Annotated in this window: 10 protein-coding genes; 8 read left to right on the forward strand and 2 right to left on the reverse strand. The window is 49.9% G+C overall.

Features of this window, described 5'->3' with window-relative positions:
- Positions 1–59: 59 nt before the first annotated feature.
- Positions 60–1,010 carry an aldo/keto reductase gene (locus tag EKM89_RS06095; protein ID WP_125686699.1) on the reverse strand — a complete coding sequence of 317 codons (951 nt, stop codon included), beginning with the start codon at positions 1,008–1,010 and terminating at the stop codon, positions 60–62.
- Positions 1,011–1,220: 210 nt separating this feature from the next.
- Here EKM89_RS06095 and EKM89_RS06100 point away from each other — a divergent pair, with 210 nt between their 5' ends.
- The 7 genes from EKM89_RS06100 to EKM89_RS06130 all read left to right on the forward strand — a co-directional run bounded on the left by EKM89_RS06100 (position 1,221) and on the right by EKM89_RS06130 (position 10,585).
- Positions 1,221–1,982, forward strand: coding sequence for an ABC transporter ATP-binding protein (locus tag EKM89_RS06100; RefSeq protein ID WP_125686701.1), 762 nt, complete (start codon positions 1,221–1,223; stop codon positions 1,980–1,982).
- 11 nt (positions 1,983–1,993) lie between these two features.
- Positions 1,994–3,805, forward strand: a complete 1,812-nt coding sequence (locus tag EKM89_RS06105) for an FtsX-like permease family protein (protein WP_125686703.1) — start codon at positions 1,994–1,996, stop codon at positions 3,803–3,805.
- Positions 3,806–3,844: 39 nt separating this feature from the next.
- Positions 3,845–4,213, forward strand: coding sequence for a GntR family transcriptional regulator (locus tag EKM89_RS06110; protein ID WP_125686705.1), 369 nt, complete (start codon positions 3,845–3,847; stop codon positions 4,211–4,213).
- 378 nt (positions 4,214–4,591) lie between these two features.
- On the forward strand, positions 4,592–4,996 hold the full coding sequence (locus EKM89_RS06115) for an iron-sulfur cluster biosynthesis family protein (protein ID WP_125686707.1): 405 nt from the start codon (positions 4,592–4,594) through the stop codon (positions 4,994–4,996).
- 278 nt (positions 4,997–5,274) lie between these two features.
- Entirely contained in the window at positions 5,275–6,624 is a 1,350-nt protein-coding gene (locus tag EKM89_RS06120) for a collagen binding domain-containing protein (protein ID WP_125686709.1), read from the forward strand.
- A gap of 280 nt (positions 6,625–6,904) precedes the next feature.
- A complete protein-coding gene (locus tag EKM89_RS06125; protein WP_125686710.1) occupies positions 6,905–8,698 on the forward strand; it encodes a heavy metal translocating P-type ATPase in 1,794 nt (597 codons plus the stop codon).
- 351 nt (positions 8,699–9,049) lie between these two features.
- Positions 9,050–10,585, forward strand: coding sequence for a multicopper oxidase family protein (locus tag EKM89_RS06130; protein ID WP_125686712.1), 1,536 nt, complete (start codon positions 9,050–9,052; stop codon positions 10,583–10,585).
- Positions 10,586–11,030: 445 nt separating this feature from the next.
- On the opposite strand, the gene EKM89_RS06135 is transcribed toward EKM89_RS06130, so the two are convergent.
- Positions 11,031–11,369 (reverse strand): ArsR/SmtB family transcription factor, encoded by a 339-nt coding sequence (locus EKM89_RS06135; protein ID WP_125686714.1) that lies wholly within the window; start codon positions 11,367–11,369, stop codon positions 11,031–11,033.
- A 70-nt stretch (positions 11,370–11,439) separates the two neighbouring features.
- On the opposite strand from EKM89_RS06135, the gene EKM89_RS06140 reads away from it, so the two are divergent.
- Entirely contained in the window at positions 11,440–12,045 is a 606-nt protein-coding gene (locus EKM89_RS06140; RefSeq protein ID WP_125686716.1) for a CadD family cadmium resistance transporter, read from the forward strand.
- Positions 12,046–12,107 lie beyond the last annotated feature (62 nt).

Genomic DNA, 12,107 nt, shown 5'->3' on the forward strand with positions numbered 1-12,107 from the left:
ACGGTAACAATCTTCACTGTCGCAAGTGTCACGTGAATAAGTTGGGTTTGAACCTTTGCTTATGGTAAATAGTTGCCGGCAGCGAAGTAGATGTTGTACCACTCCTGCTTCGTTAAGGTCACGTCAGCACCGGCCGCACTGTCCTTGATGTGGGCAGGAGTCATTGTTCCTAACAGAACTTGAACGTTAGCGGGATGTCGTAGAATCCAGGCAGTTGCGATGCCATTCTTGGAGACGCCGTACTTATCGGCTAGTTTTTGAAGGGCCGCGTTGAGTTCAGGGTACTTTGGATCATTGATGAACATGCCTTCGAACAAGCCGTATTGGAAGGGTGACCAGGCTTGAATCGTGATGTGCTTACGGCGGGCAAACTCTAACATCCCACCATCAGTGACGGCGGGAGCATCATCCATGTTGACGCGTAGACCTTCTGTCACCATTTGGGCGTGTGCGGCACCAAACTGAAGTTGGTTGAACATTAACTTTTGATCAACGGCTTCTTGAACCATTTGGTACTGTTGAACGTTGAAGTTAGAAACCCCGAAATGCCGAACTTTTCCGGAGCGTTGCAGGGTGTTAAAGGCGTCTGCGATTTCTTCCGGTTCCATCAGGGGGTCTGGTCTGTGAAGGAGAAAGGCGTCTAAGTAGTCTAACCCCATCCGGTCCAAGATACCATCGACAGAATCTAGCAGGTGTTGCTTAGAGAAGTCGTAGCGTTGACCAAAGACCAAACCGTCGTGACTTCGCGCAGGGTCCAACACAATCCCACCCTTAGATTGAATGTAGAAGTCAGCACGGTTGAGGCCGGATTCCTTTAAGGCGTCCTTGAAGACTCTTTCGGATTGACCATCACCGTAAATATCGGCAGAATCAATATAGGTAATGCCAGCTTCGTGAGCAGCTTGGAGAGCCTTGGCTGCATCTGCAACGGAAAGTGTGGCCATCCGCATGATACCTAAAGCGACGGCGGAGGCTTGCCAGTCAGTACCACCTAAGCGTAATTGCTTCATCAGAAAAACTCCTTCTTGATCGAATTTGACCGCTTAGCAGGGATAAGCCTGCCAGAGGTTAATGGCTTTACAAAAATAATTGTACACCGAACGCCTGTGAATTTCGCGTTTCGACTCTCCAGTTCGAAAAAAGCAGTTGACAATTTACAATGAACCGTTATAGTTAATTACACAAGTAGCTAACCAATACACCAGCGGGGGGATTTTAAAATGACAACAGCAACGACGGTCGTGGATGTCCACGGCTTAGAAAAAACTTACGGTAAAGCAAACGAACGCCAGTACAAAGCGCTTAAAGACATTAATTTTTCGGTGGCCGAAGGTGAATTTGTCGGCATCATGGGGGCTTCCGGTTCCGGAAAGACAACCTTGCTAAACATGTTATCCACGTTAGACACGCCGACTAAGGGCGACGTTATTGTGAACGGTCATGACGTCACCCAGATGCGCGGCAATCAACTCGCCGATTTTCGGGCACAAGAAGTCGGTTTCATTTTTCAAGACTTCAATCTGTTAGAAAGTTTAACGGCCGAAGAAAATATCGGCTTACCGTTGGCATTGAAGGGGACGGCGTCAAAAATTATGGATCAAGCGATTCATGAAGTGGCAGAGACCTTGTCAATTGCGGACTTACTGCAAAAATATCCCGCCGAACTTTCCGGTGGTCAGAAGCAACGGGTCGCTGCGGCGCGAGCCATCGTCCATCACCCGTCGATCCTGATGGGGGACGAACCGACTGGAGCATTGGATTCAACGAGTGCCCGCGAACTGCTCGATCTGTTGACGACCATCAACCAGAAACAGGCAATGTCCGTGCTACTGGTCACGCATGATCCATTTTCAGCCAGCTTCTGTCAGCGCATCCTGTTCATTAAGGATGGTCAAATTGGTTCCGAACTCAAACGGGGAAATCAGGACCGGGCCGCCTTTTATCAACAGATTCTGACGGAACTGGGCACGTTTAACGAGTAGGGGGACGGACGATGTTAGGAAAATTAGCACTAGCCGGGATTAAAAACCGGCGTCGAGACTACTTGGTCTTATTGGCGGGTCTGACCATGTCGGCCGCCATCTTTTATATGTTTGCCAATTTAGCCACTAACCGAGCCTTCATCAAGGCCAATGCAGTCGTTTCCCAGGCCAGCTTCATCTTTGGTTTTGGGGCGGTTCTCTTGATCCTGATCACGGTGGTCTACATTATGTACGCGAACAGTTTTCTGCTCAGCATGCGCCAGCACGACTACGGGCTCTTCATGATGCTGGGGGCCACACGGAAGCGCGTCGGCGAATTGGTCTTTCTGGAAACGTTGATTTTGGGAACGATTGCGACGGCCATCGGTATTGTGTTGGGCCTGTTGATGAGTAAATTTCTGGTCGGCTTTCTGCTGAATATGTTGGGTCTTCATTTGGCGCATCTGTCCGCGTTCTATGTGCCAGCAATTATTGCCACGGCCGTGTTATACGTGGGCCTGTTCATCCTGGCCTCCCTGTTTAATCTAGTTCGACTGACCCGGACAACTGTTTTGAAATTGCTGCACAGCGACGAGCTGGCCAATCAGCCAAAGGTCAAGCCTTTCCGCCAACTGGTCCAGGGCACGCTAGGAATCATCTTTTTGGCAATCGGTTATTGGGCATTGGCAGCCATCAAGGTGCTGCAGATGACGGCGATTCCGCTGGCCTTGGTCACGATAACGCTAGGAACTTATCTATTGTTTCGGGCAACGATTCTGGTGGTCATTCGGGGATTGCGGCGGACGGCTTGGGCCAAGAAGCATTTAAATGGCTTTCTGTTAGGTCAACTCAACTTCCGAGTCCACAACTACACGCGGATGCTGACGATTGTGTCACTGCTCTTTGCGATGGCCTTGGGTGCAATTACGGTCGGGTCTGGCTATCACAGGCAGTTGCCGATGATGGCCAAAATGATCGGAACCTACAGCATCGCCGTACATGATAAGACACCAGCCGAACAAAAACTGATGGCGCAACTTCATGTGAGTTACAGTGCAACCTACACGCAGAAGCGTCAAGGCAAGACGGTCTATTACAACGCTGACGAGATTGCCAAGCAACCCGTTGAACAACAACGGTATAAAAAATCTGGCCAACCAGAAGCACACCTGTACACGCAGTCACTGAAGGCATTTAAAAAGTCTGGTACGCAGGATATGGACTTCATGGCGCTGGCTTTGGGTAAAACTGGTGCTTACACGCCGAAAATTTTATCAGCTGAGCAGTTCGCCAAACAAACTGGGCAAACGGTGACGGTGACCACGATTCGGGTGAAGGACCTGCAACAAGATCTGCAGCCACTGAAGCAGTTGAGTAAGCTAGAAAACAAGCGATTCGCACCGCCTGCTGGCATGACGGTCGGGAGCTACCAAGGCTATGAAGTCATGAATGGGTTCTTCGGGGGGCTTGAGTTTATGGGCTACTTCTTAGGGATCGCCTTCCTTGCAATGCTTGCATCGTGCCTGATGTTTAAGATCCTTTCGGGTGCGCCCGGTGACCAACGACGTTACCGGATGCTCTACAAGGTAGGGGTGCGGCAAAACCTCATGCGTTGGGGGATTGCAAAAGAAATTGGGATTTTATTCTTAATTCCTGGTATTATGGGGGTAATCGACGTCTTGTTCGGTCTACAGATGTTTAAGCCCTTGATGTCAGCGCCAATGAGTCCCTACTTAGGGATTGGGAGCACTTTTCTGATTTTCATCGGCCTGTACGTCATTTACTATCTGATTACGCTGGCACTGTACTGGCGGATCGTTCTGCCTAAAACCACGACGGCGTAACCGACAAGACGAGTTCACAAAGAATGTGGGAAATGAAAAATGAAATTTAATTTCGATAGTCCGGAACCCATCTACCTGCAGGTGGCGGAACAGGTGGAAGAAGCCATCTTTACCGGTATTTATCAGGCCGGCGAGCAGGTACCGTCCACGACAGAAATGTCTAAGGAATTTCATATCAACCCCGCGACCGTTCTAAAGGGAATCAACCGGCTCGTTGCGGCGGGCGTGATTGAGAAACGCCGCGGTGTGGGGATGTTCGTCACCGCCACGGCCGAGGCGACCATCAGGGAAAAGCGTCGGTCCCAGTTCTCGGAACGCTTTGTTGACGGGTTCACGACCGAGGCCAAGAAACTCAACTTATCCGAGGACGAGCTGATTGATTTGGTTAAACACAGTTACGAATCGTGATCGCGGGTTGTATTAAATAGGCTAGGAGTCGTTCTGCGTTTAGGCGGAGGATGACTGCTAGTCTTTTTTGATGGAGTGGCTGAAACGTGAAGACTTTTACGCTTGCGACCGTAGGAGGTGTCACCGCTAAATTAGGGGTAATGGCCGGGCACCGACTGTTAAGGATAGGGGACGTCTTCAGGCTAAGAACGGGCTGCCGGCTCGCCTGAAAGCCGCCAAGCTCAGGCATTTCCCAGGTCAGCCCACCATGTAAGCCGGAAAGAACGTCGATCCACACCAATATAACTATCGTTTAGTAAGCAATATAGTTTACTTTGCCTGATAATTGCGGTATAAATGATTGTGTACAATTGGTTAGTAGGAAAGAGGGAAATTTTGATGAAAATTACAATTAAAGATGTAGCGCGGGCTTACCTAACGAAAAATTTGCAGCCAGACGCCACGGTTCTACTGACGTTGGACGATGGTTCTAACCGGTACTCAACGTTGGGCGGGAGCTGTGCCATTGGCGATAAGTTCCAATTTGTTTCCCTAACGGCGGCAGATCCGGACTACACGATTCCCGTGGATAATGATGCCGGATTGCATTTAATGACCAATGCGGACACCGAGTTGTACTTGGGCAACGGTCTGATTTTGGACCGAGTCTATAACCAGTTGTCCTTGCGCGATGATACCGGTATTTTGGATAGCGCGGTGGGGATGATTACCTATACCGCCAAAGAAAAATCAGACTTAGACTTAAAGAAAGAAATGCAAACGTTGGGCACGCGAATCTGCTAAGTGCTGCCTTATGGCGCATGTTTTGGCACCATAGTGGCGTAAATAGAAGTTGCTCCTTTCAGAGTTTTTAGATTCTGAAAGGAGCAATTTTTGAGTTATTGTCCCATTTTCTTAATATTCATTTTTTTAAAATATAAACGCAAAAATATAAATATAAATTGAAATTCAATCGTAATTATAAGCAAAGTGGATCTGAAAAATCTGCCAAATTCGATTGCCAAGTCAAACAACTAACAGGTATAATTTGGAAGTAGAAAAGGTTACAGGAGGGGATTTTTTTGAAGAAGAACAGTCAAGTACGGCAACTACTGATTGGGATAGTAAGTTTAGTTATGTTGCTGGTCGTTAGTGTGCTTCCAGTGAAAGCGGCCACTAACCATAATGGGGCCGACTTTACCACGTCAGCCAAGGTCACGAACGGGCCGGATTTCAAGCACGCCGACACGATTGATATTCAGTATAAGTTGGACTTTGGCAGTACGCCCATTCATAACGGGGACACGATTACGTTGGACCTGCCAGCCAATCTGAAGGCCAAGACGCCGGGAGACACATTTGATGTGCTCGACACGGACGGAACTGTCATTGGTAAGGCTGTGGTCAGTGACGGCAAAGTCGTGATGACGATGAACGCCGCCCTCGAAGGCAAGACCAATGATAAACTGACGGTCAACCTGGCGACCAAGTACCGTGGGGAAGACTCCGGTGAAAAGGACGTCATCTTTAACCTCAAAGGTAACCAGACCAGTACGTCGGTCATCAATCTGGTGATCAACGACGCGAACCTGTCGAAGAAGGGGACCCTGCAGGACGACGGGACCATCAAATGGACGATTCTGGTCAACCGCCAAGAGATTACCATGAAAAATCTGGAAATTACCGACACGATTGGCGACTACCAGGAAATGATTCACGGTGTTACCGTCAGCAATGCCTACTGGGTGGATACCACGAACTACAAGCGGGAAAAGCCAGCCATGACGGCAGCCGATTATAAAATTACATATACCGATCAAGGATTCACGTTGAAATTTAACGATACGGTCAGCAATCTAGTGACCATTGATTACGACACTAAGGTGACCGACACATCTCTGATCGACTCGGGTTATAAATTTAGGAATAAAGCCATCATGACTTGGGGTGGCGGTACTTCCGGCAGTAAGCATTCCGAAGAAGCCAACGGGAAGGTTTCCTCATCAAACGGCAATGGTGCCGTTGGTGGTGGTGACAACAACGAAGGTAATGGAAATGAGAACAACAATGGCGGCGACACGGATGGCGTCGAAACTTCCGAAGAGGAAGAGGACGACACGACCGGGACTATCGACGTTGACGGCGGGACCGAAGCCGCTGCCGAAGAAGCAGCCCGTGAAGACAAAGCGGGCGAAAGTGTTGCCAACCAAGCTGAAAAGAAACCAGTGAAGAAGGCTAAGGCTAAAAAGGCTCAGGTCAAGGCAGCTAAGGTTGCTGGTGTGACGGCAACGGAGCACCCCAGCAAGACGGTAGCTAAGGCCAACAAGAAATTGCCGCAAACAGATGACCATATTAATGGCATCGCCGTGTTGAGTGGTAGCGTTGTTCTGGTGGTTTTAGGGTCAGCAGTTATCATTCGGCGTCATTTCTAAAGTTGAATTGAACTGATGAAGCATTCGGTTGCCGTGTTGTGGGTGATCGAATGCTTTTTTTATTTGGAAAAGGGCCGTATGTGTTTGCTGGGGAAATATTCCAAACTAGCCCCTGTTTGTATTTTGAACGCAAGCTTAAAATGACTAAACAAGAGCAGTTAGTTTAAGCCACGCTGACCAAAATGTGAAAAGAATCATAAGCTTTGGTATACTCAACTTAAGATGAACGAGTGACGATGGTCGCCCGCGACTAAATATGAGTTTCCGGGGAGGAGATTTCATGCAGCAATTACGAGAGTATAAACGATTTTGGTTCGTTATCGTTTTGGGGGCCATTGCATTATGGCTTCAGTTCGTCAATCATCAGGCGGGGTGGGCACAGATATTAGTTACTGTGCTGGGGGTTTTCTTAGCTCTGTTGATGTTTATCGATATGGTTAAAACGTTGCGGTCCGGTAAATTTGGTGTTGATCTATTGGCGATTACTGCGGTGATTGCCACCTTGGCCGTGAGTGAATATTGGGCAGCACTGATTGTTTTACTCATGTTGACCGGGGGAGATGCCCTGGAAGACTTTGCGGCTCGGCGCGCCAACAGTGAATTACAGGAGCTCTTGAACAATTCACCACAAACGGCCCACCGCGCTGTGGGTGATGATATCGCGGACGTTGCCATTAATGAAGTCGTCGTAGGGGACCGGTTGTTAGTCCGCCCCGGCGAGGTCATGCCCGTCGATGGGACCTTGTTGACGGGGCCGACTACGGTCAACGAAGCATCGTTGACGGGTGAGGCACGGCCGATCGACAAACAGGTCGGTGAGACGGTCATGTCCGGAAGTGTTAACGGGGAAGCCTCCATTTACCTGCGGGCTGACCAGACGGCCGATAACAGTCAGTACCAAAACATTGTGCGACTGGTTAAGCAAGCGGAGTCACAACCGGCAAAGTTTGTGCGGATGGCCGATCGCTACGCGGTACCATTTACGTTATTGGCGTACGTCATTGCTGGGATTGCTTGGGGTTTCTCTGGTGACCCGGTCCGGTTTGCGGAAGTCCTCGTGGTGGCTTCGCCATGTCCCTTGATTTTGGCGGCACCCATCGCGCTGATTTCGGGAATGAGCCGGGCCAGTCGAAATGGGATTATTGTGAAGACGGGGACGACGTTGGAAAAGTTGGCGCAGGTCAAGACGTTTGCATTTGATAAGACCGGGACGATCACGCAGGGAAAATTAGTAGTCGACCAGATTGTGCCAGTGACGGCAATTTCTCAAGCAGACCTCTTACAGTTGGCTGCGAGTGCAGAACAGCATTCCGGCCACGTGCTGGCGCAGTCCTTAGTGGCTGCCAGCACTGAAAAATTACTGCCGGCAGCGGATGTTAATGAGACCACGGCGCAAGGGGTCCAGGCCAACATTGATGGTCAGACTATTCGGGCCGGCAAGGCGGAATTTGTCACGGACAAACCGGTGGATAAGGCAGATAAGACGGCGGTCTACGTGTCGGCGGCGGGAATCTATCAAGGCTATGTTAGTTTTAGTGATAAATTGCGGCCGGAAGCCAAGGATACCATGGCGGATCTCCATCGCTTGGGTGTTCACAACTTGGTTATGATTTCCGGCGACCGTCAGCCGATTGCGAAACAGATTGCCGCCGAAGTGGGAATCGACCAAGTTCACGCGGAGTGTTTGCCAGCGGATAAAATCAACGTCCTAGCCGAATTGCCAGCCGACCAACGACCAGTCGCCATGGTTGGGGATGGTATCAACGATGCACCATCACTGGCAACGGCGGATGTGGGAATCGCCATGGGAGCACACGGGGCAACGGCGGCCAGTGAGTCGGCCGATGCCGTGGTTCTCAAAGATGACCTGACGCGGGTCAGTGCCGCACGGGACATCGCACAGTGGACCATGCGAATCGCCCGACAGGCGGTGTTGATTGGAATCGTTATCTGTACGGTATTGATGGTGATTGCCAGTTTCGGGGTCATCCCAGCAATCATCGGGGCCGTATTCCAGGAAGTGGTGGATACGGTGACCATCCTCTACGCCCTTCGTGCCCGTACCGACCGGTAGCTTTAGACCACCTACGAATTTTCAGGCGCCACACTGTGGGGGAACTGCCAGAGCCTGAGAAGCGGTCTCTGGCTGGAAGCGTTCCCCACAGCAAGCGGAATCCCTGGCATCCGGAGTGCGGCCGTTTTCACTAATTTAGCCGTGATAATTCCTACTGTCGCAAGCGTAACGCAAACATTTTGGCTTTCAACCTTTAGGTATTACTTGTTCCAAGCTTGTTTTATCTCATTTTTTCCACCTACGTTCAAAATTCTGATGAGTCATTTCCTCCGCTCGACTGAATGCGGTATCATAATCATGTAAGTGACACGGCCGATTAATGACCAAATAAATTGTGGAGGAGTCTAAAGGATGACAAAATCAATTTACACGGATTACTTCTTTGATGAAGCGGCGTTCAACACGCACGATGGGGGTTATGTTCCGCTGGAGGAACCAGATATTCCGCAACAACCTTTACGGGTGCCACCACTGTTGAAACCGGACAAGGAAACGGCGACGGATACATATTACACGGTCGAGGCACAAGCTGGGGAGACCCAACTTTTACCCGGAAAGAAGACCAAGACTTGGGGCTACAATGGCACGCTGTTGAGCCAAACCATGGTCTTTGCCAAGGGGAAGACCATGCATATTGATTTGAAAAATAGTTTGCCAGAACTAACCACGTTTCACTGGCATGGCCTGAACGTTCCAGGGCCTTATACCGATGGTGGGTGTCACGCACCCGTTTATCCTGGGCAAACGCGCCACATCGACTTTAAGGTTGACCAGCCGGCGGCCTTGCTGTGGTTACACGCGCATCCATGTCCATCAACGGCCGAACAGGTTTGGCGTGGTTTGGCTGGTACGGTTATTGTGACCGACAAGCAAGAGGCGAAATTGCCATTCCCTAGAAATTACGGGGTCGATGACATTCCATTGGTCTTACAAGACCGGCGTTTCCACGAGGATAACCAGTGGGATTACAATGCCGACTACGATCCAGATGGTGTTCAAGGGCCAACGGCGATGATCAATGGGACCATCAATCCTTACTTTGACGTGACGACCCAACGCCTGCGTCTGCGGATCTTAGACGGGGCGAACCGGCGCGAATGGCGGTTACATTTCAGTAACGACTTGCCATTTACGCAAATCGCTTCTGACGGGGGTGTTATGCCAGAACCCGTCGAATTCACGCACCTCATGTTGACCTGTGCCGAACGAGCGGAAATTATCGTGGACTTTGGTAAGATCAAGCCGGGGCAGACCGTCACATTATTTAGCGACGATGTACCGTTGGTTCGTTTCAGAATCCATGACTATCAGCGCGAAGATGTGACATTGCCGGAACACCTCGTGGATATTCCAGACCCAGAAGTGACGCCTGGAATGCCCGTGAGAAAAGTGGTCATGTCCGGTATGGACGAACAAGTCATGATCGATGGTAAAAAGTTTGAAATGCAACGGATCGACGCCCGGCAAAAGGTCGGCAACGTTGAGTTGTGGGATGTTTCGAATACGAACGACATGGATGCCGGCATGGTCCACCCGTTTCACATGCACGGCACGCAATTCCTAATCGTTTCACGGAACGGCAAAGCACCGTACCCGAACGAACACGGTTTCAAGGACACGGTCGGTGTCAACCCCGGTGAAACGGTCCGCATCAAGGTCTGGTTCGAACACACCGGTGTTTACATGTACCACTGCCACATCATCGAACACGAAGATGGCGGCATGATGGCCCAAATCGAAGCGTACGACCCAGACCATCCTAAGACCTATAAGCTAATGGACATGGATACCTTGATGAACGCTGTTGCCAAAGAACGCGGCATCGACGTCAAGGACCTCCATCTGGCCGGAATGAGTTCGTATGAGAAGATGGGAATGAAGATGTAAGAGTGCGGAGCGAGCCGTTTAGGTCCTGAGCATTAACGTCACTTCACCGATGACCCCGAACCTGGGTCATTGGTGAAGTGGGGTTAAGCGCAGGGACCTGGCTCGCGGAGCACGTTTCAGAAGCCGCCAGACTCGGGATAGAGTGGCGAAAAGCAATTCCCTATAGTAAGTTAAAACAGACTGTAGTGGGAAAAGACCTCCTAGTCGGCGAAGCCGGCCAGGAGGTCTTTGCGTACTAAGCGCAGGAACCTGGCTCGGCTCCGCACGTTTCAGAAGCTGCCAGACTTGGGATAGAATGGCGAGAGCAAGTCCAATGCCTTCAGATAGAGTTGCCATTAGCAGCGGGTCATTGGTGAAGTGGGGTTAAGTGCAGGGACCTGGCTCGCTCCGCTAAATTTACATCGAACAAAAAAAGACGGTCCCGGAATAAATTCCGAGCCGTCGTTTAATGACCATGTGTTTTGCCACGTAATACGTGGTCCACGTGGGCCAGTGTTTCGTTGACGATATCCAAGATGTGCGGGTCGTCCAGTTGATAGATGCTCTGCTTCCCAACGCGATTGGCTGTGACCAGTTGTTCCTTTTTCAAGAGGGCCAGTTGATGTGACACGACTGATTGTTCCACCTGCAAAAGGTCGCTGAGTTCACTGACGTTGAGTTCGCGCTGTTCCAGTAGGTACAGAATCTGCAGACGAGTGGTGTTGCTGAGCAACTTGAAGATGTCTTGGGAGGCGTCTAACGCCGGTTTTTGAATGAGTTTGACTAAATTTGGTGAATCCGCCATTTGGGGGTTGCTCCTTTCATATGAACATGTTAACATATGTTGTGAATAACATATATAGGGAGATGGGCGCATGTTAAAGACAATCTTAACGGGAGTCACGGCCTACATTTCAACCGGGCTGGACTACTTAGTTATTTTAATGGTAATTTTCGGCCGCGTAAAGCACCAAGACCGCTGGGTGGTCCTAATCGGGGACTTTTTGGGGACCATCGTCTTGGTCGGAAGTTCGCTAGCAATCGCGTTCTTCTTGGGTTTCGTGCCTGCACCGTGGCTATTAGGACTGCTGGGATTGATTCCGATTTATTTGGGAATTAAATTGTGGGTTAAAGGTGACGATGATGATCAGGATGCGATTGCTGGCAAGGTGAGCGATCCCAAGAGTCTGATTATCAGTGTGGCGTTGATTACGATGGCGACCTGTGGAGCAGATAACATTGGTATCTACGTCCCACTATTTACCACGGTTACGCCGAGCAGCATTCCGCTGATTTTACTGACGTTTGCCGTGATGGTCGTAATTTTCTGGGAACTAGGCTATCGGCTAGCTTGTTTACCAAAGGTGGCAGATGTTTTGGAAAAGCAAGGCCGTTACATTACCATCGCCGTTTACATTTTGATTGGGTTATACATCATTTGGGATAACGGGACGATACAACATTTACTGCAATTAGGGTAAGCGAAAGAATGTGGGACATAACTCAAAAAGTTGCTCCTTTCAGAATCTAATAATTCTGAAGG

It is taken from the genome of Levilactobacillus fujinensis (assembly GCF_003946335.1).
In the GTDB taxonomy this organism is placed as follows: domain Bacteria; phylum Bacillota; class Bacilli; order Lactobacillales; family Lactobacillaceae; genus Levilactobacillus; species Levilactobacillus fujinensis.

What these genes read in the sequence shown, in the direction of transcription:
- EKM89_RS06115 (WP_125686707.1), top strand. Translation starts at nt 4,592, where the DNA reads ATGAAAATTACAATTAAAGATGTAGCGCGGGCTTACCTAACGAAAAAT.
- EKM89_RS06130 (WP_125686712.1), top strand. Translation starts at nt 9,050, where the DNA reads ATGACAAAATCAATTTACACGGATTACTTCTTTGATGAAGCGGCGTTC.
- EKM89_RS06105 (WP_125686703.1), top strand. Translation starts at nt 1,994, where the DNA reads ATGTTAGGAAAATTAGCACTAGCCGGGATTAAAAACCGGCGTCGAGAC.
- EKM89_RS06110 (WP_125686705.1), top strand. Translation starts at nt 3,845, where the DNA reads ATGAAATTTAATTTCGATAGTCCGGAACCCATCTACCTGCAGGTGGCG.
- EKM89_RS06095 (WP_125686699.1), bottom strand. Translation starts at nt 1,010, where the DNA reads ATGAAGCAATTACGCTTAGGTGGTACTGACTGGCAAGCCTCCGCCGTC.
- EKM89_RS06140 (WP_125686716.1), top strand. Translation starts at nt 11,440, where the DNA reads ATGTTAAAGACAATCTTAACGGGAGTCACGGCCTACATTTCAACCGGG.
- EKM89_RS06100 (WP_125686701.1), top strand. Translation starts at nt 1,221, where the DNA reads ATGACAACAGCAACGACGGTCGTGGATGTCCACGGCTTAGAAAAAACT.
- EKM89_RS06125 (WP_125686710.1), top strand. Translation starts at nt 6,905, where the DNA reads ATGCAGCAATTACGAGAGTATAAACGATTTTGGTTCGTTATCGTTTTG.
- EKM89_RS06135 (WP_125686714.1), bottom strand. Translation starts at nt 11,369, where the DNA reads ATGGCGGATTCACCAAATTTAGTCAAACTCATTCAAAAACCGGCGTTA.